General features: G+C 39.6%; 25 protein-coding genes. 5 read left to right on the top strand and 20 right to left on the bottom strand.

The window, feature by feature from the left end; translation table 11 throughout:
- Positions 1–9 precede the first annotated feature (9 nt).
- The 6 genes from BLP81_RS06085 to BLP81_RS06065 form a co-directional block, all read right to left on the bottom strand.
- Positions 10–486 carry a VOC family protein gene (locus BLP81_RS06085; protein WP_176752688.1) on the bottom strand — a complete coding sequence of 159 codons (477 nt, stop codon included), beginning with the start codon at positions 484–486 and terminating at the stop codon, positions 10–12.
- 69 nt (positions 487–555) lie between these two features.
- Positions 556–1,152 carry an RNA polymerase sigma factor SigZ gene (sigZ, locus tag BLP81_RS06080; protein ID WP_093367097.1) on the bottom strand — a complete coding sequence of 199 codons (597 nt, stop codon included), beginning with the start codon at positions 1,150–1,152 and terminating at the stop codon, positions 556–558.
- Between the two features lie 156 nt (positions 1,153–1,308).
- Positions 1,309–2,166: a TolB family protein gene (locus BLP81_RS06075; protein WP_093367094.1), complete on the bottom strand. Its 858-nt coding sequence runs from the start codon at positions 2,164–2,166 to the stop codon at positions 1,309–1,311.
- Between the two features lie 107 nt (positions 2,167–2,273).
- Positions 2,274–2,447 carry a hypothetical protein gene (locus tag BLP81_RS13625; protein ID WP_176752687.1) on the bottom strand — a complete coding sequence of 58 codons (174 nt, stop codon included), beginning with the start codon at positions 2,445–2,447 and terminating at the stop codon, positions 2,274–2,276.
- 115 nt (positions 2,448–2,562) lie between these two features.
- Positions 2,563–4,740: an APC family permease gene (locus tag BLP81_RS06070; protein WP_093367090.1), complete on the bottom strand. Its 2,178-nt coding sequence runs from the start codon at positions 4,738–4,740 to the stop codon at positions 2,563–2,565.
- Positions 4,741–4,784: 44 nt separating this feature from the next.
- Positions 4,785–6,083 (bottom strand): APC family permease, encoded by a 1,299-nt coding sequence (locus BLP81_RS06065; protein WP_176752686.1) that lies wholly within the window; start codon positions 6,081–6,083, stop codon positions 4,785–4,787.
- A 344-nt stretch (positions 6,084–6,427) separates the two neighbouring features.
- Between BLP81_RS06065 and BLP81_RS06060 the strand changes: the two genes are divergently transcribed.
- The 5 genes from BLP81_RS06060 (at position 6,428) to BLP81_RS06040 (ending at position 8,520) form a co-directional block, all read left to right on the top strand.
- Positions 6,428–7,018: a hypothetical protein gene (locus BLP81_RS06060; RefSeq protein ID WP_093367083.1), complete on the top strand. Its 591-nt coding sequence runs from the start codon at positions 6,428–6,430 to the stop codon at positions 7,016–7,018.
- A complete protein-coding gene (locus BLP81_RS06055; protein ID WP_093367079.1) occupies positions 7,015–7,314 on the top strand; it encodes a winged helix-turn-helix domain-containing protein in 300 nt (99 codons plus the stop codon). Before BLP81_RS06060 ends, BLP81_RS06055 begins: the two co-directional genes overlap by 4 nt.
- Before the next feature lie 92 nt (positions 7,315–7,406).
- Positions 7,407–7,739 carry a hypothetical protein gene (locus tag BLP81_RS06050; RefSeq protein ID WP_093367075.1) on the top strand — a complete coding sequence of 111 codons (333 nt, stop codon included), beginning with the start codon at positions 7,407–7,409 and terminating at the stop codon, positions 7,737–7,739.
- A gap of 58 nt (positions 7,740–7,797) precedes the next feature.
- Entirely contained in the window at positions 7,798–8,085 is a 288-nt protein-coding gene (locus BLP81_RS06045) for a hypothetical protein (RefSeq protein WP_093367071.1), read from the top strand.
- 231 nt (positions 8,086–8,316) lie between these two features.
- Entirely contained in the window at positions 8,317–8,520 is a 204-nt protein-coding gene (locus BLP81_RS06040) for a dodecin family protein (protein ID WP_093367068.1), read from the top strand.
- Between the two features lie 396 nt (positions 8,521–8,916).
- Here the strand turns inward: BLP81_RS06040 and BLP81_RS06035 are convergent, their stop codons facing one another.
- The 14 genes from BLP81_RS06035 to BLP81_RS05970 all read right to left on the bottom strand — a co-directional run bounded on the left by BLP81_RS06035 (position 8,917) and on the right by BLP81_RS05970 (position 24,851).
- The gene (locus tag BLP81_RS06035; RefSeq protein WP_093367065.1) at positions 8,917–9,831 is read right to left on the bottom strand and encodes a M14 family metallopeptidase; all 915 of its coding nucleotides are present in this window, start codon (positions 9,829–9,831) and stop codon (positions 8,917–8,919) included.
- 114 nt (positions 9,832–9,945) lie between these two features.
- Complete coding sequence (locus BLP81_RS06030) at positions 9,946–10,995, bottom strand: glutathione synthetase (protein WP_093367061.1); 1,050 nt, start codon at positions 10,993–10,995, stop codon at positions 9,946–9,948.
- The gene (locus BLP81_RS06025; protein WP_093367058.1) at positions 10,992–12,839 is read right to left on the bottom strand and encodes a peptidase MATCAP family protein; all 1,848 of its coding nucleotides are present in this window, start codon (positions 12,837–12,839) and stop codon (positions 10,992–10,994) included. Before BLP81_RS06025 ends, BLP81_RS06030 begins: the two co-directional genes overlap by 4 nt.
- Positions 12,840–13,068: 229 nt before the next feature.
- Positions 13,069–14,088, bottom strand: a complete 1,020-nt coding sequence (locus BLP81_RS06020) for a sodium:calcium antiporter (protein ID WP_093367055.1) — start codon at positions 14,086–14,088, stop codon at positions 13,069–13,071.
- A gap of 168 nt (positions 14,089–14,256) precedes the next feature.
- The gene (locus BLP81_RS06015; protein WP_093367052.1) at positions 14,257–14,784 is read right to left on the bottom strand and encodes a macro domain-containing protein; all 528 of its coding nucleotides are present in this window, start codon (positions 14,782–14,784) and stop codon (positions 14,257–14,259) included.
- A gap of 151 nt (positions 14,785–14,935) precedes the next feature.
- On the bottom strand, positions 14,936–16,060 hold the full coding sequence (locus BLP81_RS06010) for an AI-2E family transporter (protein ID WP_093367050.1): 1,125 nt from the start codon (positions 16,058–16,060) through the stop codon (positions 14,936–14,938).
- Positions 16,061–16,169: 109 nt separating this feature from the next.
- Positions 16,170–17,333, bottom strand: coding sequence for a baeRF7 domain-containing protein (locus tag BLP81_RS06005; protein WP_245686424.1), 1,164 nt, complete (start codon positions 17,331–17,333; stop codon positions 16,170–16,172).
- Between the two features lie 325 nt (positions 17,334–17,658).
- Positions 17,659–18,471 carry a non-homologous end-joining DNA ligase gene (gene ligD, locus BLP81_RS06000; protein ID WP_093367046.1) on the bottom strand — a complete coding sequence of 271 codons (813 nt, stop codon included), beginning with the start codon at positions 18,469–18,471 and terminating at the stop codon, positions 17,659–17,661.
- On the bottom strand, positions 18,468–19,475 hold the full coding sequence (gene ligD, locus BLP81_RS05995) for a non-homologous end-joining DNA ligase (protein WP_093367044.1): 1,008 nt from the start codon (positions 19,473–19,475) through the stop codon (positions 18,468–18,470). The genes ligD (BLP81_RS06000) and ligD (BLP81_RS05995) overlap by 4 nt, the downstream gene beginning before the upstream one ends.
- Positions 19,472–20,068 carry a DNA polymerase ligase N-terminal domain-containing protein gene (locus BLP81_RS05990; RefSeq protein ID WP_093367042.1) on the bottom strand — a complete coding sequence of 199 codons (597 nt, stop codon included), beginning with the start codon at positions 20,066–20,068 and terminating at the stop codon, positions 19,472–19,474. The genes ligD (BLP81_RS05995) and BLP81_RS05990 overlap by 4 nt, the downstream gene beginning before the upstream one ends.
- 44 nt (positions 20,069–20,112) lie before the next feature.
- Complete coding sequence (locus BLP81_RS05985) at positions 20,113–20,742, bottom strand: protein-L-isoaspartate(D-aspartate) O-methyltransferase (protein ID WP_218118872.1); 630 nt, start codon at positions 20,740–20,742, stop codon at positions 20,113–20,115.
- Positions 20,743–20,825: 83 nt separating this feature from the next.
- Positions 20,826–22,325: a malate:quinone oxidoreductase gene (locus BLP81_RS05980; RefSeq protein ID WP_093367039.1), complete on the bottom strand. Its 1,500-nt coding sequence runs from the start codon at positions 22,323–22,325 to the stop codon at positions 20,826–20,828.
- A gap of 71 nt (positions 22,326–22,396) precedes the next feature.
- Entirely contained in the window at positions 22,397–23,695 is a 1,299-nt protein-coding gene (locus BLP81_RS05975; protein ID WP_093367037.1) for an erythromycin esterase family protein, read from the bottom strand.
- Positions 23,696–23,708: 13 nt separating this feature from the next.
- Complete coding sequence (locus BLP81_RS05970; RefSeq protein WP_093367032.1) at positions 23,709–24,851, bottom strand: hypothetical protein; 1,143 nt, start codon at positions 24,849–24,851, stop codon at positions 23,709–23,711.
- Positions 24,852–25,149: the final 298 nt, after the last annotated feature.

Here is a 25,149-nt window from a genome sequence, read left to right as displayed (position 1 = left end):
TTTACTCTCCTAGTTCTTTTCTAATGGCTTAGTCGTTTTTAGGTCAGCACTTTTACCATCGTTTCCGGTCCATTGCTCCATGACTTCAGGCGCAGGTTTTGCATTGATGCCCTCACCGTATACCGTGGCGGTCCCATGGGTGTAAAAGGCTTCCCAGTCCACACCCTGAGGATCTGTTATCCAGCTTTTTTGGGATTTAGAATAACAGCAGGTGCATTCTCCTTCCTCTCTTACCGTCCCTTTTGCTTTTTGCATGTTTTCATACACCTGCTGTAATTCTGCCTCAGTCTCTAACTGTAAGCCTAAGTGTTCAATACCATGTTCAGTATGTCCTGTTGAAATGGCAAAATTTATTCGCGGGTCTTCGAGCATCCATTTGGCATAATCAGCTTTTACCACTGTGGGTTGCTGACTGAAAAGAGCAGTGTAAAACTCAGTGCTTTCGTCAATACTTTTTACTCTGACGTGAATGTGAAATCGTTTCATTTTTCTTGATTTTAAGTGTTAATTTTTAACTACACAATCAAGACGCAAAGGGTTTAAAAAAGACGCAGCTTAGACTTCAGTTTTTTTAATAATCTTTTGTAAGGGCTCGCAATTTTCTTTGACCTGAAAGGAAATCAGGCTTCCCTGTTTATCTGTTTCAAAATGACAGCAGTTCACAAATTCAGCTTTAAGCAATTTTCTTGCGCGTTGAATGCGCGATTTAGTTGCTGATAAGCCAAGATTAAGTTTTTTTGCGATATCGGCCTGTTTCATATGATCAAGGTCTGCAAGCTTTAACGGAATGGCATATTCTTCCGGTAAAAAACTGAGCATAGGTAAAATAAAAGTTGTCGCTTCGGCAAAAGCTGCATTTTCATCTTCGTTCTCGAAGCCATCCAGGTGGTCTAATTCGGTAAATTTTTTCTGTTTACGGTAATGGTCGGTAATCGTGTTTTGCGCAATTTGAAAGAGCCAGCTTCTTATATTTCTTACCCCTGAATTTGAAATGCAGAAATTATAAACCTTAATCAAAACGTCTTGCAAAATATCATCTGTCAGGTCCTGGTCTTTGACTCGTTTCAGAATAAAGTTTCGCAACTCGTTTTTATGATCTTGCCAAAGTGATGGAACATCACAATTCGTTTTTATAGCTGTCTGCTTTGTCATTGAAGAACTTTTTTTGAGGGTTGGTAAGGCTCATAAACCCTATAAAAATACGCTTTTATCTGATTTCCTGAATTATAAATGGAAAATTAAGTTAATTGCGCATGAAACCTGGCGGTGTGACTTCAAGTTCATTAGGTGCAACGGATGATGAAGCATTTAAGTTTCAGTCTTTTCGTAAGACACAAAGGCAAATCGTCTGCCGTCCGGCGACCAGGAAGGCACATTGATGCTTCCTTGTCCGCCAGTGAATTCGCATAAGGTTTTGATGGTTTTTGTTTGCAAATCATAGAGCCTTAAGGCTACGCTTTTCATTGGCTGATGGGCCTCGCCCTGGTCTTCCAGGTAGGATAAAAACGCAAAAGAATCTCCCGCCGGGGAAGGATGTGGAAACCAATTGGAATATGAATCTTTGGTCAGTTGGGTCTTTTGACTGCCATCTGTTTTCATCCTCCAGATTTCCATACTTCCGGATTGCATGGAGTTGTAGTAAATGTAGCTGCCATCGTGAGAATAATCGGGGCCATCATCCAGCCATTTGCCGTCAGTTAACCTGGTTTCTTTCCCTCCCCGGAGGTCGATGCTGTAAATATCAAAACCCGCTTCCCGTTTGGCGGTGTAGGCCAGCGTTTTCCCATCTGGCGACCAGCCGTGCCAGAATGAAGGTTCCCGGGGGGTTATGAGTTCGGGTACTCCTCCTGAAGACGGAAGTAAGTAAATCTTAGAGGTGAGCCATTGCTCTTTATCTGTAGCAGATATTGCATCAGCAGAACTCATCACGATTTGTTTCCCATCAGGTGAAATTCCGTGATCGTTGTTTAGGTTTTTAGCAAAGCCAGTATCCACCTCTGCTTTCTTTTTGGTTTTGAAGTCCCATTTAAAGAGTTGACCATTAGCATTCAATAGTAGATACTCATCTTTACTACTCCAGTTTGGTGCTTCGAAATGCCCGGCCTCTTCATAGATCACTTCTCTTTGATGGGTGCTTAGGTCATAAATTTCTAAAATCGACTTCATTTCTTCTGCTTAGTTTTGGGAGCATATTTTTTTATTAAGATTGATCGGGATGATATTAGGAGGCGTAAATGCTAAAATTCGTTGCTATAGTATTTTTTAAGCAAATCTCAAGGTTTTTTTTGTTCTTTCAGTCTGTTGTAACCAGTCACTCCTGTCGCTATAGATAGAAATAACATGGTTGGAACGGCTATTTTCCAGAGAGGACATGTAAAATAGGCGCAAATCATAAGCCCTAAAAATAATCCACTTAACCAAAACAAGATAATGTGAAGCTTTTTCATAATATGTTGAGTTTAGATCAAATATAGAATTTTAGGTGCACTTTATGTGTAAAGGACTTAATTTTTGGAAAAGAACTTGATAATTTAAAGCTTAGGCTATTTTTCGGAAAGGGGCTTACGACGCATTATTTTCCTTGTCTTCTTCAACGTCTTCTACATCTTCTGCGGGGCTGTCTTCACGCTCGGTATCTTCTTCCCGCTCGCGTTCTTCGAGAACCACCAATAGCGGGCATTCAATTTTATTACTGATTTTTTCCCGTATTCTATTGATGAAGTTTTCCCGTTCTTTGGCATTAGCCTCTACCAGGATCACAAGATCGTCGGACTCACTTTTTTCCTCTACGGCTTCAGATATACTACTTACCTTTAAAGCACTTGTCTCAATCTTGTTTCTTTGAACTCCGGCCTGTTTTAGCCTTTTAATGGCTTTACTTTTCATCGCAGAGGTATCTTTGGTGTTTTCGTTTTCAGAGTCTTCAGAACTTTCATCGCTTTCAATAAACATCAGGCTGGCAGGCAGGTTGCTGGCTTTGGTCAGTTCATAGATGACCGTTGCGTATCGTTTACTGAGTTGATTGATATCATAGACAGGAATCAGCAGCCGGCTGAGTTCTTCGATGGGTTTTACCACGAGCAGGGCCTGACAGTCATATTCTAAGATCACGTTGTCGATGGCCTGAGACACATCGCGAGTGAATACCAATTCGGTTATGACGTCAAAGGACTCATCTTCCAGTTCTTTTTTAACTTTATCCAGCTCCTTTTGAGATTCTCCATCGTCCTCTTCTTCAAATTGTTCCGGACTGGTTTGTTCCTTCAGCTCTTTATAACCCAGCAGCAAAACTTCAAGGTCTGTAAAATTCCGCAAAATGGCTAACGGAATAGGCTTCTCCAAAGGCAGGGCAATGGGCAGTAAAATCCGTGGCTGCCGCAGTTGGGGTTCAATATGAGGCGGGGAGGGGTCGGTAAGCGTTTTTCCCTTAGCGTAAGCCAGATAATACAGGGCACTCACCAGAAGAACACTTCCGCCCAGCATCAGTGATAAAGGTTTCATAAAAAATATAAGTCCAAATCCAGCCAGCATTCCCACAGCGGGTATAACAGGATAACCTGGCGTTTTGAATCCCGGGACATACCAAACAGGTCGTTTTTTACGCAATTTTAAAACACAGGCACAAATAAGTCCGTAAATCACCAGGTGGAGTAAGGAGGCCACTTCTGCAAGAACTTCAAGTTTTCCTATAAATAGAATTCCAACAATAGGCAAACCTACCAAAAATAAAGCGCGATGCGGTGTGCCAAAACGTTCATGTATGTCGGACACCCATTCTGGCACAAGCCGATCTTTACTCAATGCGAAAATGGTTCTGGAAGAGCTGAGGATGGAGGCATTCGCACTGGAAAAGGTAGCCAGTAAGCCTGCGAAGAGCACAATCAAAGCACCGATATCTCCTATGAGACTTCTGGCGACTTCCACAATTGCAGTTTCTCCAAGCTCCTTAAGCTGATTTACAGGAAGCACAGAATTCGTGACAAACAGTGCTAAAAGGTAAAGGCAGAGAACGATAAGCACACTAGCGACCAAAGCACGAGGCAAATTGCGCTGAGGATTGATGATTTCTCCTCCCACCGTTGCGATTTGAACGAAACCCAGGTAAGAGGTAAATATAAGTGCCGAAACCCCAAAGACGGGGCTGTAACCCATGGGTGCAAAAGGTGCTGGTAAACTAGTTTCACCTATAATTCCGAAGGCCTGGAGCACACCGTAAATAAATAATAGGGTCAAAATTCCAGTGAGTATCAAAACCACGTTGTTTTGTAATCTTCCGGCGCTTTTGGTTCCCATAATATTGATAAACGTAAGAAGTAGAGCAGTGGCTAAACCGATAAGAATGATAGGATCTCCGGGTTGGTAACCGATTTCTTTGAGTAAATCCAACAGGTAACTCCCAAATCCATACAGGTAAAAGGCGCTGGCAAATACGAGGCCTAACCACTGTCCAATACCAATGAGCATTCCCCAGAATGGACCAAAGGTTCTGGAAACAAAATAATATCCGCCGCCGCTTTCAGGCATGGCCGTAGCCAGTTCGGCAGTACATAAAGCTACGATAAACGCAATACTGCCGGCAAGAAGAAAAGATAACATGGCGGCTGGTCCGGCCTGCCCCGAAGCGATGCCAGGGAAAACAAAAATCCCGGCTCCCACCATAATGCCAACACCAATGCTGATCGCTACGCGCAGGGAAAGCGTTCTGGATAGAGAGGACTGATTTTTAGTAGTTTTGCTCAAACGTTGTTTTTAAATCGATTTGTTTTTTACTAGAAAAATATAATTTAATCTTGGTTTTTCAGGTTCTTTCTCTGAAAGATCCATTCATATATAAAACAGAGGAGTACTAAACCAAAAAATACATATAGAGATAAACTTTGTTTCTGTAGTTCATGATAAAAAAGCGCAGCAAAGGCAAAGCTGGTCCCGGCTATACCAAGCACCACAAGCCAGGCTTTACTTTTGGTTTTACGGCGTAATTTAAAATTAGCAATGTTCACCAGGGTGTAAATCATCAGAAAGACCAAACTTCCCACTTCAGCAATGGCCTCCAGATCCAGTGTTATCGTAATCAGAATGACCAGTCCTCCGGTAACCAGCAAGGCTATACCAGACTTATGATTAAAAATTTTTTTGACTAAAAAAGATGGCAGTTGGTTGGCTTTAGCGGTTTCGTGCACCATATTCACAGGACCGTAAATAGTTGCATTTATGGCTGAAGCTGTTGAAAATAAGGCAGCTATTGCCATAATATCAAAACCTATTTCACCTAAAAGTGGCCTGGCAGCTTCTGCAAGTACATACTCTTTGGCTTTTAAGATTTCAGGAATAGACAGGTTGCCTATCACCACCACAGAGGTTAAAATATACACAAGCATGACAATACAAATACTTAAGAATAAAGCTTTAGGAAGGTTTTTGGAAGGCTTACGAACATCCTCTGCTGTATTTGCGACAAGACCAAAGCCTTCATAAGACATGAAGATGACACCACTGGCAAACATGACATCAGCAAAGTCGAATGACTTTGATACGGAGAGTTCACTGGACTGAACGGTGGTGAAACCAAGAATACAAAACAGAAGTAAGATTCCTATTTTTGCAATGACAGTCACTAATTCTGATTTGCCTACCAAAGCGCTGCCTGCAAAATTTATAAAAATGAAAAGAGCTACTATGGCAATACTCATGAGGCTTAAAAAAAGCGAATGGCCCTGCATGCCCAGGAGAGCAGCAGCATATTCGCTAAAAGCTTTGGCATAAAGCGCCGTGACAATGGTATAACCCAGCCAGATGGTAATGTTAAGACCACCGGCAAAGATACCTTTGCCGAAGGCTCTATTCAGGTATTCGACCCGGCCTCCTTTACTGGGAAATTTTACAGCGAGTTTCGATACAGAATAAGATGTAAATGCAGCTATAATGCCTGCAATGATAAATGAAACGTAGGCCAGCTGTCCAGCGATTTGAACGGCAATTCCAATCAGAGCAAAAATTCCGGCTCCAATCATTGCGCCAACTCCAATGGAAGTTGCACTCCAAAGCCCCATTGTTTTTTTATTGTTATTTTCTTTTGATGACATTAAAAATTTGATTTTAAAATGAAAAGCGATGTTACTCTTTATTCTTGAAAAGATTCCAACTCGCAAGCACCCTAGACAAATGTAAAAATATTTAGAATTCTTATTGGGCATTTCAGAATTGTTTGCAAACTGACCAGGAGGAGAAAATCGATTAAGCAGCTTTTTATTTATCTCATTTAGATATAAAATGGACAGTAATTTAAAAAAAAGAATCTGATTCCTGAGCTATTCTTTTTAAACAAGGCTTGATTATCATAGCTCACAAGTCTGTTCATATAATTTTTTAATAAAAGATTGATAATTATATCAGATTAAATTTAACTTTGTATTTCAAAGTACTTTCTATGAATACAGAAAAAGATTATCTCAGAGACCTGACAGAGATTCGTTCTCTGATGGAACGCTCCTCCAAGTTTTTATCGCTTACGGGTTTTTCCGGTATACTGGCCGGAGTGTATGCTTTAGCAGGGGCCTATTTGGCCTGTAGCTGGATTTATGGTTCAGACACAGAGGCGAATGTTTTGAGTATTTTTAGTTTAGGAGCTCTGGTCCTGGTGCTGGCCTTATCCACTGCAGTTGTTCTATCCCAGAAAAAATCAGCTAAAAACGGGGAGCGCCTGTGGAATCCGGTAGCTAAACGACTGTTGATGAATTTAGCGATTCCGCTGGTTTCTGGTGGAATTTTCATCCTTATTCTTTTTTTAAAGGATAGCATTGAATTGATAGCGCCAGCTATGCTCATTTTTTATGGATTAGCACTCGTCAATGCAGGGAAGTTTACTTTTGAAGAAGTCAAGTTTTTTGGAATTATTGAGATTTTACTGGGATTGATAGCAGCCTATTATACAGATTACGGACTTTTATTCTGGGCTATTGGATTTGGATTTATGCATATTGTTTACGGTATTTATATGCATTGGAAGTATGAGCGATGAAAACATTTATAAACGATTTACATAAAGCCTTTGAAAGCAGGGTTCGTCTGGGAATCATGGCTGCACTGGCGGTAAACGACACCCTGGACTTTAACGCGCTTAAAGATTATCTGGAAGTCACAGACGGCAACCTTGCCAGTCATCTCAAGGCTTTAGAAAAATTTGGGTTTATAGAAGTTAGAAAAGCATTTGTGAAACGTAAACCCAATACAAAATACAGCATGACTACCTCGGGAAAGAAAGCTTTTGAAATCCATATCAATGCTCTTGAACACCTGATTAAATCGCAGCAATAGACGCTTATTTTATCCGTGCAATCCGGATTACAAAGTGAAACCTAAAAATTTAATGACATTATAAATAAAGAATCAACCTTAAATCAAAACTTATGAGACAAAATCAAAATTTAGACAGAAGTCTTTTCAGCAGACCGCTTTTATATAAAGCAATGCTGGGTGCTGGAATGGCATTACTGCTTATCCTGGCCTTCATTACAGGGGCAGAAACTCAGGCCGGATGGCCAGAGTACTGGAGGGTTCGGCCAGTCATCATCACGCCTTTATTTGGGGCCTTTGGTGGAATGTTTTATCACTTTATAAGCCGATTGCTGCCTCAGATTCGAATCCCTAAACCGATAGCGCATATCCTGGGCCTGATAGGTTTTGTGATAGCGCTATGGCTGGGTTTCGTTTTAGGACTGGACGGTACGCTTTGGGATTAAGCCACTTTTAGATTATTAACAGATTTCATACACTTATTCATTTAAAACAGTAATCAAGATGAAAATAAACAAACGGTTTTTTATTATCCTGCTTATAATAGGGTTCATCCTTCTTATTCCTTTTATAGCCATGCGATTTACAAACCAGGTGAACTGGGAAGCATTTGATTTTTTAGTCATGGGAGCAGTTTTGCTGAGCGCGGGCATTCTTGCCGAGTTTGTCCTTAGGCAGGTAAGGAATACTGAATACCGTATAGGTATTTTAGCTATTCTCTTTATACTCTTTCTTTTGATCTGGGCAGAACTGGCTGTTGGCATATTTGGGTCTCCATTCGCGGGAAGTTAATTGAATAGCTCAATAGGATACCTGAACGCTTTTAATCTGAGGGAACCAAACAAAGAGCCGTTCTTAAATCAATTCTTTTTCAATTTCACTAGTAACTAAAAATGGAAACTAACAACCTAAAACAGCGTATTTTAAGATATTTTTTTAGCTTTTTGTTAAAGTTCGTTAAATACAATTCGTTTTCTTCTTCTTTTTATTATTTTAGTAGAGAACCAATAAAAAACAAACATTATGAGCATTGTAAAAGTTATAGAAGTATTAGCCTCTTCAGATAAAAGTTTTGATGACGCTGCACAAAACGCAGTGACTGAAGCTTCAAAAACCATAAAGAATATAAAATCGGTTTATATTAAGGAAATGAATGCCAACGTGACTAACAATCAAATCGTTTCTTATGCAGTAAATGCAAAAGTTTCTTTTGAAATTGAAAGCTAGATTCATTTTATTGAATAAAAAAGCGGTAAGATTTAAAATTTTACCGCTTTTTTTGTTTGTGAATTAATTCTTGAGTATTCTATCCTTCCGACTGAGAGGCCTTTTCGCTACGACGAGTATTCTTTGTTTTTTATGTGTAAAGATTCTTCAGGTGCTGAAAAAGCTCTTTCAGAATGACAGCGCAATGTCTATCCGATTTCAAAGCGTCGGGAAGGCCTTTTTTGTTTCGCAGGAAATATTCCTTTGTATAGATATCAGAAGTACCAAGAAAAAAAGGTAAAGAACTTTTCTTCAATTATAAATAATTTTTTTTTTACAATTCCATTACACTATAACCCTATTATGCCATTAGACGATTCCGGCGAAACTGTGAACGAACAAAAGTCAACGATTACTCTATTCTACTTCTTCAATCACAAAAAAACCGTCATTTCCCTGAGACTGATAAAGCGGCATAAAAATTCTGGCATCCCACTCACTTCTAACTTCATTCCCGTTTTGTTTAGCCAGAAGTTCTCCTTTTTCAATCTTTTGAAAATTTTCATACCCGGGTTCCATTTCAAAAATGTCCGAATCTTCAAGACCGTGTCTGTGAATCAGTTCAAAGGTTTTTTGCTCGGGCGCATTTTTTTCAGCAAATCGATTGACGCATTCCGGATAGGTTTTAATTTTTGAAAGATCGAGCTGGCAGGCTTCTTTTAAGGCCAGCCAAATGACACCTTCGTGATTTTCCACAGAGGTTTCATCTTCGTGTTGTCCGGCTTCGAATACAAAGCCCGTGATTCCAATTCGACTGAGGTAATGATCTATATCGCCGGTGATGATATCGCTGAATCCGCGAATGATATAAGTAGGAAATTTATGCGCCCATTCATCATTATCATTGACGACCTGGACAGAAATATAAGGCAAACTTGGAGAGGAAGTGGTATGGCAATCCAGAAAGTAGCGTTTGGTATATTCCTCTTCCGGATATTGATTTAGAATACCAATAATTTCCCACATTTCTTTTTGTTCATGGGTTTCTGCTTTTTTCTGTTCAATATTCTCTTTAGTCCACACCCTGTTGAGATCTTCATCGATGTAACGTTTGTTTTGATTGAGCGCTTTATGGTTTCCAGAAACACCAACCAGTTTTCCTTCGATTTCGGGTTTGGTTTTCTTTAGTTGTTTAAAAACCTCTTCCAAAGCTTTTACACCGCTGGGTTCGTTGCCGTGTATTCCTGCGGTAACAAAAAGCAATGGGCCTTTTTTATCGCTGCTATACTCTCCTATAATTCTTGGAATATGTTGATCGTCTTGTTGACTCATTTTTTAAGTTATTTAAATTTTTTAATCCTAAGTAATTGATTTCAAACTCAGGGCTCGAAAAAACTCGATAAGTCCTAAATTAGATTTGGCAGTGTAGCCTGTCCTGTAAGCGTTTTACTCCATGCAGGCAAGTTCCCGGTTTGTTAACTGATGACCGTAAAGCTTTTTATATTCCACTTTACGTTCAATAGCTTTCACAATAATAGGGGTAAACTCGGGAAGGCCTACTTCGTCGAAATGCTCCATTCCACCGGGGCTCAATACGTTGATTTCTATCAGTTTGTCATCTACCACATCTAAACCTACAAAGAAGAGGCCGTCGCTTATAAGCTTGGGAGCGGTTAGTTCTACTATGCGTTCCATTTCCGGGGTCAGGTCACTGTGATCTGCAGAAGCCCCAAGCGCAAAATTACTTCTGAATTCACCTTCACCACTCACACGCCTTATGATGGCCTGTTTATCATCTTTTACCATAACGCGACCGTTCATAAGCAGGATACGCACATCACCATTCTTGACATCGGGCAAGAACTCCTGAGCAATGATATACCCATGCTGGCTGATGGTTTCAATGATTTGATTCAGGTTTTTTTGGTTTTCATCCACAAGAAATACGTTTTGTCCACCCGAACCTTCCAGGGGTTTTAAAACCATTTTCTTATCATTTTCTTCCCAGAATTTTAGAATATCTTCCTTATTTCGGGTAATGATGGAATTTGGTTTTATTTCCTGAGGAAGTTCTTCAAAATAAAGCTTGTCTATAAAGGCCTGAGATAGGGCATACGCATCGTTTAACACCAAAACCCCCTGCTGCTGTACAAGTTTTCCAAAAGCAATGCCGGCATGTTCGGCCCATTCCCGACCTGATCCTTCCTCGGTGGGATTGTTTCTGATGAATAATACATCCAAGTCCCGTGAAGTTATATTTTTCTGGAGGGCTTTCGAACTTTTTAAAGCCTTCAAATAGTCCTGAGCAGTATCGATTTTTGCATCTTTAGGAACTTGAGTACTGTTAATGCTAATAGGTCCGCCATGGTGAAAGTTGAAATCACCAACGCTCATGGCATAAACGTCATGCCCGCGATCATGCGCGGTCTTCATGATCATGATAGAGGTTCCATACCTCTCATTTTCAATGTCGTTTAATACAAAGCAAATTTTCATTTTGTTATCATTTTTGAAATGGGAAGCCCATCTCTGATTAAACTTAATTTTTCATTTACGTCTTCGGTCAATAAATAACTTGGCCGAAGTGCAGCAGGTTTTAGTATATTTCTCTCGGTTAATTCTTCTATAATCTTAGTGTGCTTTAAGGCAAATTTTCCTCCCAATAAGGGTTCGTATTCTCCACCTTTCTGAAGGTGTTCACGAAGCTGCACCAGACCTTTTAAATAAATAATGTCTTTTAAAAAGCCACCACCCTGCATAATTCTGGAAGTAATATTGAAGGCCCTTTCAGCAGAAAAACCGTACTCTAGTTTTAGGAGTTTGAATATCTCTTGAAATCTGCCTCCCTCCAGTCGGGCGGAACCTGCAATAACTCGTCCCGCAAGGGTTCTTAACCTATTGGCTGTCAATCCGCCTACCAGATATTCAGACATGACAGCCAGGCCTTCTTGAAGCGGGTCATAATCTGCCAGACCGCTACTCAGTAAATCCAGGGGTTGGCATATACCGTTGTAATACGTGAGTATATGCGTACCTACCTCATGCTGAATCAGTGCCCTGGCTTCAATTTTGTTCATTCGGTAATCCGCAGGTATATAAAGCTCACCCTTATTTACCATCATAATGTTTACATCCTTACGAATGTGAATCTTACTTTTAAAATCTTTATGTTGTTTCGAAAAATAGTCGAATTCTCTGCGTGCCAGACTGGCAAAGCCTTTGGCATCTATAAAGTCTTCATTTTCATTTTCCTCTTCCTCATCAACTTCAGTGAGTATTGATTTGGCCTCGTTATTTAATTTTCGGCTTATTCCCTTATATAGTCTAATACTGTTATAGAAAAAATTGGAAGTTCCACGTTCATTCAGCATGGTAATTTGATGATCCAATTCCTCACGTTTTTCTCGAAAAATATGGGACATGGCAGGGTCATCGATGTCTTCAATCTTAAGGTTATACAGTTCTCTTTTCAAAACATCAGGATCTATAGGAAGTATACGATAATGATAATCCAGAACCTTCTCATAATGACTTTCAAAAAAGCTGGTTTTGATACTATGAATATTAGCAGGGGAGACCAGCCATAAAAATTGATAAGAGCGTTCTATTTTTGCTAAGGCCTTATCGATCTCAAATACCTTATCCTTTAAGTGCTCTCTGCCCATAGACAAATAACTCTCCATTCTACAGGAGGTGTGAATCCGTACAAAATCAAATATGGATTTATGAATAGAATCCAGGAGATAGTCTTTAAACTGCCTTAAAAACACAGGATAAACATCACCGGTTTCACTGCGGTAGACCGGTGGAACTTCCAGTCCTAAGACGACGGCTCCTAATCGTTTTGCATCCTCAACGCTCATAAGTTCGGGATCACCCTCCTTTTGCCGGTGTGGAGTGTCCTGAACTTCAATTTTTAAATCAAGGGCTGTAAATTTTTTGTTTAACTCATTCAGCTCTTCTTCCAGGACCTGGACTGTGCTGCCTATCTTTGTAACTGGAGCTTTTATGGTAAAGCAATTGTTAGGTTCTCCAGCATAGATTTCAAAAACCAAGTAAGACTTGAATTTGGTGCAAAGCCTTTCAATAAGGGCGTGGATCAACTTTTGATAATCTTCAAAGTTCTGCTGACCAACCAACAGGTAAGACGCTTCACTTAAAACTAATTTTTCAGTGCCTGCATCTTCTTCCCTTTCCCTGTAAACCATCAAATAAGGCAGATTTTCTTCAATATGAAGTAAGCCTCCGCCCGGTAAACTCGCACCTATTTTTCCATCTTCATCAAGTGTTTTTAAAATCAGTTCTATCGATTTTTTTGATAATTCAGATATATTTAGCATTTCGAATCTTATTCTGGGTTGTAATTAATTGTTTAAAAAATAGATGTATTTATTCAACTAAACAGTGAACACTTCTAAAAATAAAAATAAACTAAGACATAACCGCCTGCAGGCTCAGTTTAGGTTTTATTTATGAGATAGGGCAGGGTGGTACTCTGATTTTAAAACTTGTGACCGCCTTTCAGAACCCGAAGACTAGGGAAAACTTTTTGGCTTCGACGGGGAATCTTTAAAAAAAAGCATATAAGATCACATTTCCCAGCATAAAAATTAAAATGATCAGGGCACTTTCCCAGCCTATATTTCCTATGCCTTTGCGCTGCCTGAGAAGCAAACCCATGATTAAGATACTTGCCATAAGCATGGTCATAGGCACTAGAAAGGATTGATAGGTTGTGATATTATGCAGAATGCTTCCGTCCTGATAGGCTATGTCTGAAAAAGCAACGAAAAGCACATCAAAAGAATTACCTCCTATGATATTGCCAACGGCAAGGGCAAGGGCTTTCTGCCTTACAGCGGCCAAAGTAACGATGAGTTCTGGAAGTGAAGTAGCTACCGCGGTAAATATTGAACCGACGAAGCCTTCGCTCAATGCAGTGGCATCCGAAATGTTGATTCCGGATATACCAATCGCATATCCCGAAAATCCAACAAGTATCGACAGCAAAACAAATTTGATGATAAGATGACTCATTTTTGTTTTCTTGATATTTTCTTGGTCCGGAGTATCTTCAACTGTAGAGAGCGTGATTTTAGGATTCCACATCGGTTTTTCTTTTGCCATGGAAATCATTCGAGTTCCAAGCAAATAGGCGATTATAATAGTTATGGATATAGGGTGAATGTTGAATAGAGTATAATTTGGACTCGCGACACCTAGTAAGACGAGTGTCAGTAAACCGATAAGCAAAACGCCTTGCATCAAATTTGTTAACGATGCAGAGGCATGTTCCAGATTAACCTTTCTATAGGTAATATCTGCAATGGAAAGAAAAAGAGTTTGTGCTGCAATACCTCCTATCGCGTTGCTGATGGCCAGTTCAGGATGATTGTTGTAAGCCGCTGAGACCGAGGTGATAATACCGGCAATAGAAGTAACCCCACCCAAAAAGACGGCTCCTACCAAGGCTTCTCCCAGGCCTGTTTTATCTGCGAGCTGATCTGCATATCTTGTCAGTGCAGTTCCGGCAACAACGATAACCAATGTCGCTACACCGAAGATTATAATAGATAGGGTTAAGCTCATGAGTTAAGATAAAAGTCTTTTCTTATTTCAAAATAGGTCATAATACGATTCCTTTTTTCAGCATTCTTTTTAAGCTAAAGGCTAGATATGTCACTCAATTTCAATAATTTTTTTCCAAATAAAATTAAACAGATAGTTAAAAAAATCAAGTTTTACAATTCGATAAGCCTAAAGCTCAGATAAAATGTTTTCATGAATTTCCAGATCTTTTTTATCATAGAGTACAAATCTAATTGTTTTGACAGCCTTTAATTTCGGAAGCATATCTCTGATAGTTCCAATAGCTACTTCAGCGGCTTTTTGGGTTGGATAACTAAAAGCACCTGTGGATATGGCTGGGAAGGCAATAGATTCTATCCCTTTTTCTTCTGAAATATTTAAGGCATTTTTATAGCAATTTGCCAAAAGCTGGTCTTCAGGTTTATCTCTTCCAAAAACAGGACCCAGACAGTGAATAACATATTGATTTGGCAGATTATGCCCGCCTGTAATTACAGCTTCTCCAGGCTCGATAGGAGCTAAAGACCGGCATTCTTTCTCGAGACCTGAACCTGCAGCATGGTGGATGGCTCCAGCCACTCCGCCCCCTGTTTTAAGCTGAGCATTCGCAGCATTTACCACCGCTGAAATATCGTTCTGTGCAGCAATATCTCCTTCAATGCATTCAATTGTAATCCCTGATCGTGTTTTTTTCATGTGTTCTTTTTTTATTTTCAGCGGTCTTTTAGGTATTGGAAGGACAGAATCAAAAAAATCAGACTCAAATGTAGCAAATGAAGTTATAACTATTTTTTTTACTCACGACTCACGACTCACGACTCACGACTCACGACTCACGACTCACGACTCACGACTCACGACCTTCGTTTCTTTTCCCTCTCCCCATAATTTTATTTTTCCAGTGCGATAAAAATTCCAGTTTAGCGCCACTTTCTTCGTAACCTATAAGGAAGCCAGCCGGTTTAAGTTCCGGAGTGTGATCAAAAATTATTTTCATGACTCCAAACAAGGGGACAAATAAGACCAGCCCTGCAAAGCCCCATATCGCACCCCCTAAAACGATGGCTATAATGATAAATAATGGACTTTGTTTGACTTCAGACCCAATGAGTAATGGCTCTAACACATAACTTTCTATGAGTTGAATAATAATAATCAGAATGGTGAAGGATAGTATTTCAGTAGAATTTTGACTCATCACCAGCATAAAGAGTATGGGTAAGAGTCCGCTTAAAAAAGGACCGATATATGGTATAATGGTTATCAAAACTCCGAAAATAAGCAGGAGAGCAGTGTACTCAAGATCATAAGCCAAGAAGGTAATAGCGTACATTATCCCCAAGACGAACATCACCTGAATTCTTCCCCACAAATAGCGATTTGCCACATTTTTGGCTTTATCTAGAATTTGCTTGGTGTTTTGTTTTTTCTCTTCAGAAACATACTTCATGAGAAAGCTGTGAAATTTCTTTCGGTTGATCAGAAATAAAAAAACATAAATCAGCGTAAGTAAAAAGCTAACGAGAATATTTATGAATTCGCTAAAAACATTGGATAGATGAGTTTGAGCCTGTTTGAGCATACCATACAGGCGTTCGTTGAACATTTCATTTTGCTGCTTCAGGGTAAATCCTGTAGAATCTACAATTTGCTGTCGAACTGTATCTACAAATCCAAATACATCTCCCTTCCGTTCCAACAGGTCATTTATAAATAAGTTGAGTTGACTGAATAACAAGAAGAAAAGCCCGCCAATGAGAATAAACAGGATGAATGTGCTAAGGAATGATGCGATAATTCTTCCCAGGTTTAGTTTGTTCTCCAGAAAGTTACAAATGGGTATCATTAAGGTTGTGAAAAATACACCGAACGTAAGGGGGATCAAAAAAGCGGCACCATAGTATAATCCAATAATCACTAAGAAGGAGAATAATAAAACCGAATTTATTTTTTGCAATTTACTTCTGGCCATTTTTTTAGAGTTTGAACTAAGATAGGTTTTAAATCAAAAATGACAGGAAATAGTGGTTTTAAACCAGCATCGTTTCCTGTCATTTTAGCTATTTTATAAAAAAGATGAATTAATATCTATAGACAGCATTTACTGTTTTATGATTTTCATCCGGCATCTCTTCTTTTTCGAGAATATAAATACTTCCGCCTTTCTCAAACACTTTTATGGCGATGAGGTTCAATAATGAAACATTGGAATCTGTAAGTTCGTTTTGAACATTAGCTTTCTGCGTACTGCTATCGTATTCGCCAAATATTTCAGCTCCGTTTTGTACAAAAAGGCTGTCAATTCTACCTTCTATCGCTGCTTTAATGATCATATTGACGTCTGCAGACGCTTTTCCTGTACCGATATACTCATTATAGAGATTCAATTTTTCTTCACGGGTTTTATTAAAGTAAGGTTGTAATAAGTCCCATGCTTCTTCATGTAGCTGATGAATATCTTTATCTTCAGGATTTCCTGAGACATGTTCCTCATACAGATTATTGTAGGAGTTTACCTCTTTATAAATAGGAAATTGGAAATCCTGGCAACAAACGACCAATGGCGGATTTTGATCATCATGTAACATCTCCATAATGCCGTCATTTACAGCTCTAAAGTAACGCTTCATCTCATTCAAGGCTTCTGCATTCCCTTCACCTGCACCATGATACATACCTGCCTTGTTATCTCCCTGTTGTCCGGATCTGAACTGAAGATTTTTTTGTTCATAATCATAGCCCACGACGTCTTCCAGTCTTGAAGGAACTTCATCGGGAGTGATAACTTCTGTCATCGTGTGTCGTGTACCTTCGTAAAATTTAACTTCATCTTTTTTCACAGTGAGAAGATAAAACAAGCCGTTACCATTGAATAAAGGCATTAAGGGCTTTAAATAGAATTCGTCGGATACGTAATTGAATTCTTCAAAATGAACAGGTACTGTATAGTTTTTGAATGTGTTTTTTGAAATAAAAAGAGCCAGACCGTCCGACTGATGTCTCCAAAAATCACTGTCGTCCACAAGCTTGTTTACAGGCTCAACGAATTCTTCAATTTCCTTATCACTTAAACCCAGTTTTTCAAGTTTTGCTTTAACCTTTTTAAGCTGCGTTTTAAGTTTAATTTCGTCATGCCCTTCTAGGGTCTCTTTTCCTGCACGATGAGTAGGAATGAATATAGATACACAAGGAGATGTATGCTCGCTTGCTAAGTTTAAAACTTCGTTTTTTGTAATCATTGCCATTTTATTAGTTTTTAAAAGTTTGTAATAATTTACAACTTGCTCCAAGCTAATAAACACAGAGGCTACCACCTTCTATTTAAGAATATTTTAAAATAAATTGACGTAAATTACCTTTTGCAGGTCAATTATCTTTTCAATCTGGCTTTAAACAGGTATCCAGGTGTGTTGAGGTGTGCCGGAAAATCGTTTCAGTGGAAATCGAAAAATGAAGCTCCGATATATGTCGTGGGATGAAGCGAGAACAAGGTCCGCATTTATGATTCTAAAGCTTGTGAAAGCTGAATCATTATACCGAGGACTCATTTTAAGACCCGTCATAAACAACCTAAGCCTTTTGTCCCAGGCGTCTGAAAATATTTGAAAATGAATACTGGTCTGGCTTTTCGATTTTTGATAACTCTTCCCAGTCTAAGGGCGTAGCCACCCCGGCTGATGGAATCGGTCGAAGGGAATAGGGACAAACCGAAGTCTGACCGTAAGCATTGCGTAAGTAATCGATAAACACTTTATTATCCCGGTTATCTTTTCTGGTAGCTGTAGTCAGGATTTCAGGATGTTTTTCTTTCATGTTTTTAGCCAGCGATTTGGCTTCTTCCCGGCGTTCATCAAAATCTTTGGTTCTCCTGATGTCATACCAGACATGAAAGCCACTTTTCCCTGTGGTCATCACATGAGGGTTTTTCCCTTCCTTTTGAAGAAAGTCGCCAATTTTCTGCGTAGCCTCTTTTACTTTTTCGAAAGCATCTTTTGGAGGATCTAAATCAAAAATAACCTTGTCAGGTGTATGTAAGTCCTCTTTTTTTGATAGCCAAATGTGGAAGGTTATGACTCCCTGATTTGCTAAATAGATAAGCGTTTTTTTGTCATTGCAAATGACCTGTGTATTACGTCCCTCTTTGGTTTCTATGGAAATGCTTTCTATAAAATCCGGAAAATAATCCGCTGAGTTTTTTTGATAAAAACCGTCAGAATCAATACCATCCGGAAAGCGCTGAAGAGTGAGTGGCCGGTCCTTAAGGTAAGGTAGCATCTTATCAGCGATCTTTTCGTAATATCTTACCAGGTCCAGTTTGTTAATTTCACTGTCTGGAAAAATGGGTTTGTCGGGATGTGATATGTCTATCTCTTCTATTTTCATTTTGGGACTTCTTTAGTTACCTGTTTTGCTTCTTTATCATCTCGAATGCCTAAAAATCGGGGATGACGTAGTTTATTATCGTCGGTCCATTCTGTAAAACCAAATTCTCCAACATATTTCGGTTTGATCCAGTGATTGAATCCGTTTTCGTCGTCATTAAATTTTTCAAAAGGACTGGAGTCCTGTTCAATCTGATCAAATTTTTCTCGCCATTTCTTAAGAAACTCATCATCATATCCGGTCCCGACTTTTCCGGCGTACTGTAGCTTTTCATTTTTGTAATAACCGACAAGTAAAGCTCCAAAGCCCACGCGTTCGCCTTCAGGCTCTGTAAAACCGCCTATAACCAGTTCCTGACCTTTAGCGCATTTAAACTTGAGCCATTTTTTGCTGCGGCTGTGTACATAAGCAGACTCCCCGTCTTTAGCAATAATGCCTTCCCAGCCTTTTTTACAGGCTTCTTCGTGGTAAGCTTTACCGTCTTCATTGCGATGAGATACAAAGCGGATGGGGTCTTCCCAGTTAAGGGCTTCCTTCAAGACTTTTTTACGCGCTTTCAAAGGAAGTTGATCTAGGGCAAAATCGTCATAATACATGATGTCAAACACATATAAAAAGACCTTCACATCAGAGTTTTTCGCTTCCTCTGAATTCTTGAGCTGCATTCTATCCTGTAACTTGCTGAAACTGGTTACATCTCCGTCAAAAGTGACTATTTCACCATCCAGAATAAGATTGGGATAGTTTTCTTTTTCCAAAGCCTTTTCAAATTCAGGATAGGTCGAATTCAGTTGCTTTTCATTTCTGGAAAAGATAGAAACCTTTTCATTTTCTATTAAAATTTCACAGCGCTCACCGTCCAGTTTTCTTTCATAAATCCACTGCGGATCATCAAAGTAATCTTCGGTTAAGGTAGCAAGCATGAGAGGCATAAAGCCTGGAAACTTTTTCTTTTCAGCTTTTTTAAAAACCTCTTCTGCCAGGATGTTTTTCAGAGCTTTCATGAGTCGCTTTCTTCTTTTTCAATGGCATTCAGGGTTCTTCCTGTTTCTACACTTTTTGGTTCGGTGCTGGTTGGATTACGGCGTGCATCGGCTTCATCGTCATCCATTTTGATGAGTAACCAATTGCCTTCCATTTTTCCGCTATCCATCTCGACCAAAGCATAACCCCCTTTCAGTTTTTCTCCATGCAGTTCAATTTCAATCGATCCGTTTTCAAAAGATGTTTTGAGACTTACAGAGTTTCCGTCCTCATCTTTTTTGATATTCTCAAACCTTCCCTTATCCCAGATCATGACCGTTCCTCCACCGTATTCATCTTCAGGAATTACGCCTTCAAAATCTGCATAGTCCAGCGGATGATCTCCGGTAGGAACCGCCATTTGCTTATCGCTAGGATCCGTGCTTGGTCCTTTTGGGACAGACCAGGACTTCAGGGTACCATCTATCTCTATTCTGAAATCGTAGTGAAGCTGACTTGCATCGTGTTTTTGAATGACAAAAATCGGTTGGTCACCGCTACTTTTTTTCTTGCTGCCTTTAGGCTCGTCGGTTTTATCAAAATCTCTTTTTTCTTCATAATTCTTATTTCCCATCATCGTTTGGTTTTATAAAATTTAAAGGATTGAAATCTTTAGGTCTATTCCTTTTGAGCCTGCCCCGTCATAGGAACAAATCTCACCATCAATAAATCTTTTTCTTCGAATTTATCTTCTTCGAGGCGTTCTATTAGAACCAGTCTTTGCGAAGCTGTACCTACAGGCGCTAAAAGCTTACCGCCAATTTTCAACTGTTTTTTAAGGGTTTCAGGTATTTTCGGGGGTGCTGCTGTAAGTTGGATCGCATCAAAAGGACCCTCTTCCGGCCAGCCTTCATAACCATCAGCGTGACGGGTCTCAATGTTATCGTAATCTGTTTTTTCCAGATTTTCTTTAGCCAAATCGGCCAGCCATTCTATGATTTCTACCGAATACACCTGATTGACCAGGCGGGATAGTACAGCAGCATTATAACCGCATCCGGTACCTACTTCAAGGACCTTGTCGTCTTCTTTCAAATCTAAAGCCTGAGCCATATAAGCAACGATGTATGGTTGACTAATCGTCTGAGATTTGCCTATTGGTAAAGGACTATCTTCATAAGCTTTGTCCTTCATGTCCTCCGGTACAAAACGTTTTCTATCCACTTCCTGCATAGCTTCTAAGACTGCAGGATCCTCAATATCTCTGTTTTTAAGTTGACGTTCTATCATGTCTTTTTTTGTACTCATTCTTTATTGTTTTTAAGGTTACAGTATTTTTTTCTTAGGTTGTTTTTTTGAATTTTAAAAGTCAGAAACATTTCAAAATGCTGTTAAGTTGTAACGGCTAAGCCGAGCTTCTCCAGGCATTGCTCACGTATTTTTCTGAATTCATCTTCGTTTCCTTCCACAGGCTTATTCCAAAATGGAATCATGCTATCAAGCTTAGTTTTGACTTCGTCTGAATTCAGTAAATCCGGATATTCCTGCTTTATAATATCTAAAGCAATTTTTACAGCAGTTGATGCTCCCGGAGAAGCTCCCAGTAAAGCTGTAACTGTTCCGTCTGTATTGGAAACGACTTCAGTACCAAACTCCAGCAAAGCTCCTTCCTCTTTACTTTTCTTAAGAATTTGAACTCTTTGTCCTGCAGTTTGCATCTCCCAGTCTTCAGATTTAGCCTCTTTGATAAACTTCCTCAATTCTTCCATTTGAGCATCTTTTCCGGTCACCACCTGTTCTACAAGATACCTGGTAAGGTTAAGGTTTTTCCAAAAGACACCCCAATACGTTGGAATGTTTTCAAAATTGACCGAGTGGGGAAGGTCCAGTGAGGAGCCCTTCTTTAAAAATTTGGTACTAAATCCTGCAAACGGACCAAATAGGAGTGCTTTTTTTCCATCGATGTGACGGGAGTCCAAATGTGGAGCAGACATGGGCGGATTATTTCCGCTGGCTTTAGAATAGACCTGGGCCTCATGCTTTTGGATGAGCTCTTCATTCTGACAAACCAGCCATTTTCCGCTCACGGGAAATCCCCCGTAATGCTCATGTTCCTCAATTTCTGACTTTTGGAGTAGCAGCAGGGCTCCGCCTCCGGCTCCTATAAAAATCTTTTCAGTTTCAAAACTAAAAGACTTTTCATCGGAACTGATTTTACCTTCCACGGTCCAGCCCTGAGTAATTCTATTGACATCCTCCACGTCATGATCTACCAGAATATCGACTTCAAATTCGTTTTTCAGGATATTCATAAAGGATTGCGTGACCGCTTCAAAGTCAATCTCTGTCCCGTGCTTAATTCGTGTTCCTGCAAGATGTTCGTCATCGGTTCTATGTTTCATAATAAGAGGAAACCATTCACGCATGCTGTTAAAATCTTCGGTATATTCCATGTTCTCAAACTCAACATGGGCTTTCATGGTTTCATATCTTTTTTTGAGGAGCCTGACCTGTTCTTCATCATGTACCCAGCTGCAATGGTAAGTTGGAAACACAAATGCGTCAGAATCTGATAAGAAGCCTTCTTCAGTGAGATAGCTCCAGAACTGCATGGTCAATTCAAAATCATGACACACCTCAAGTGCTTTGGAAATATCAAGGCTGCCGTCTTCTTTTATTTTTGTATAATTCAGTTCGCAATTACCGGCATGCCCAGTTCCTGCATTATTCATGGTTTTGGAGCTTTCCTGCCCGGTTTCTGAAAGCCGTTCGAGAATTAAGATTTTACATGCGGGGTTTAAAATTTTAAGCAACAAAGCATGAGTCATACTCATAATTCCACCTCCTATGCAAACCAAATCGTAAGTTTTGCCTGAGTTTTTTTTACTCATTTTTTCTGAATTTATTTTTATTAATAGTATGATTTTTTGTGATTTTAAGCTCTTTAAAAATACCTTATGGCTTACAAACCATAAGGATAGGTTTCAGGGATTTTAGAATCCTCAACAGAAACATCTATAGGATTTAAAGCTTGTGATTTATTAAAAAATAAAAAGTGATCATAACGTTCTGTGATAAGCGTAGGTACATAATTTCCAAAACGTTCATGTTTTGGGTTATATACAACACCAACTGCTCGGTGTGCAATCCGTTCTTGTAATTCGGGAACATGTTTAAGTTCACTCACGTTGATGTGAAACTGATCGCCTGCGCGATGACATAAATCTTCCCAGCTATCCTCTCGTCCTTCAGGTAATTCCATGTCCTGCACTGCTGAGCCCCAGGAGCTTCCTGCCAGCACGCTTCCGCAGTAACTGCCAAACCCAATAAGAGACACCTCGTCTTTACCATATTCTTCTCGACCAAGCTCTCCTATATTGTATAAGCCCTGTCCGGCCATGTCGGTAAAAGAAGCATCTCCAATGTGGGTGTTATGGGCCCAGACTATACCCTTGGCATTTTCACCGTGAAATTTCATAAGCCGGTTAAGGGTATCCATCATGTGCCGGTCTCGAAGATTCCAGGTAGATTCATCTCCGGAAGCCATGATGCGGTAATACTTTTCAGCGTTTTTGGTGACTAGTGCATTTTGTTCGGTGCTGAACGCGTGTTCCCGGTCTGAATTGTAATTCGTGGCATTTTTACGAATTTCAGTGAGTAACTGAGTCACTTCTTTGCTGCAGCCCTCGGGAACTAACCTTGTAGATAATGCATATTTTTGTCCACCTTCATCGCGATGGGGTTCAAAACAGCGCATGGCCTCTTTTGCGGTTTCCAAGGCGGAAGGATCTTCCTTTTTCAGATATTCCATAACAGCATCCAGCGACTCCCAAAGGCTATACACATCCAGGCCGTAAAAACCTTTACGTTGATCTGAAGGAAGCTCTTTGTTAAATTCTTTTAGCCATTGTGCCCATTCATGAACTTCCCAGTTGGCCCACATCCAGGACGGCCATCTTTGAAACTCCTTTAATACTTTTTTTGTTTCTTCTTCGGCATCTTCATAATTTTTGACATGGCGATTGAGTTCATAACATGCGGGCCAATCACCTTCTACAGCTACAAAATCAAATCCATGTTCTTCCATCAATAGCTTAGAGATTTTGGCTCTCCAATTGTAATAGTCATGAGTTCCATGAGAAGCTTCACCCATCATCACAATTTTTTTGTCTTTGATGGACTGGATCAAGGCCTTTAAATCTGCTTTATCCTTAAAATCATTTTTAGTTTCCTGTAACGTTGCAATAACTGAATCTTTCATAAGTTTATTTTTTTTAATGCGTTCTGCTATAAATGTGAGGTGCTTTACGGGCTAGCAAACTAGCCGCCAGACTCACTTGATTGATATCCAGGTGATCCTGAAATGTAGACACCTGAGTATGTTCCGGACTAAGCCAAAAGGCTTCTATTTCATCGGCAATACTCCAGATTTCGGAATCGATGTCTGGTTTTAAACCATTTTTTTCCAGGAATTCTAAGTTTCCTTTTAGACAGCGAAGCCCTAGTGAAAGTCCACATTCTCTGAATGCCAGACGATACTCTGCCGATTTTTCGGGCTCATAAGATCTATAAAAAGCCTTTAGGCTTTGTTCTACAACTCTTAGCAGGCTTTCCGGTTTTACAGCATCGGGCAAATCCATTTTTTTCTGAAGTTCTGTTGCGCGAATGACATTTAAAAGTAAACCGCCAATTCCTAACGCATCTTCAGTCTGCCAGTTGGAATATTGGCAGAGTAATTTTAGATCTTCAATATAAATATCAAATTCCTCATTGTAAAACTCTGACATTTCCCGTGCCTGTAAGGCACAAAGTAAACCCTCCAAAGGATCATGTGCTCCCATAGCAGGAACCAGAGGTCGGGAAAGATCTACACTCATTTTCCAGTGCATGCTTATATCATTATTTTTATGAATGATAAAATAGGAGCCTGCTAAACTGAGTTCTGCCGCCCATTTGGCAAATTCTTCTTTTTCTAATAATTCGCCGGCTTTTAATAATGCTGTAATCCAGCGGGTATGGTAATGGAAATATTGACCATCCCTTTGCCATTCCAGCTGCTGATTATAAGCTTCTTCCGGCTTACGTTCCGGGAGCTGCTTTCCTATACGGAGTCCCTTTACAGTGGGGTGATTCTTCGCTTTTTCTTCAGGAAGTTCACTTATCCAACCGGTTCTGGGGTCGTTGGAGGCAAATTTTCCTAAATGATGATGAACTTCATGTATGATTTTTAAAGCTGAGTCTTGGTTTACATTACTTCCATCACTTTTTTTAAGCGCTAAAAAGTTGAGTAGAGCAAAAGCATCGGTCCAGAGATAGCGTTGGCTGGTCTGGTCATTTTCAGGATCAAGTCCTGTTCGTTTTGCAAACTGCCTCATCAGCGTCTTTGCATTCGCAGTAGTCTGTTCTATGTCATTCATTGATAAAAGGTTTAAATCTTATATTTTAGTAAAACACTAAAACTTGTGATTTCACTCAAACTTGGTTTGGGTTGTATTCCAATTCAGAAAATCCAAATAAATAACCCGCTGAAGCCAGGTTTTGAAGACTAGACTTTTGATAATCTAGTTTTAAACAGCGTATTGATCATAATTTATTATGAAATACTTAGACTTTGTTTAAATTAACTATTAATGTAATAAATTCAAAGCTTTTAAGAGTATTATAAGAAGATTTGAAAATCCCACACTTTTCATTACATTGAAATGCATCTTAAAC

Source organism: Psychroflexus sediminis (assembly GCF_900099815.1).
GTDB classification, from domain to species: Bacteria; Bacteroidota; Bacteroidia; order Flavobacteriales; family Flavobacteriaceae; genus Psychroflexus; species Psychroflexus sediminis.
This window is presented reverse-complemented; position numbering and strand designations above follow the sequence as displayed.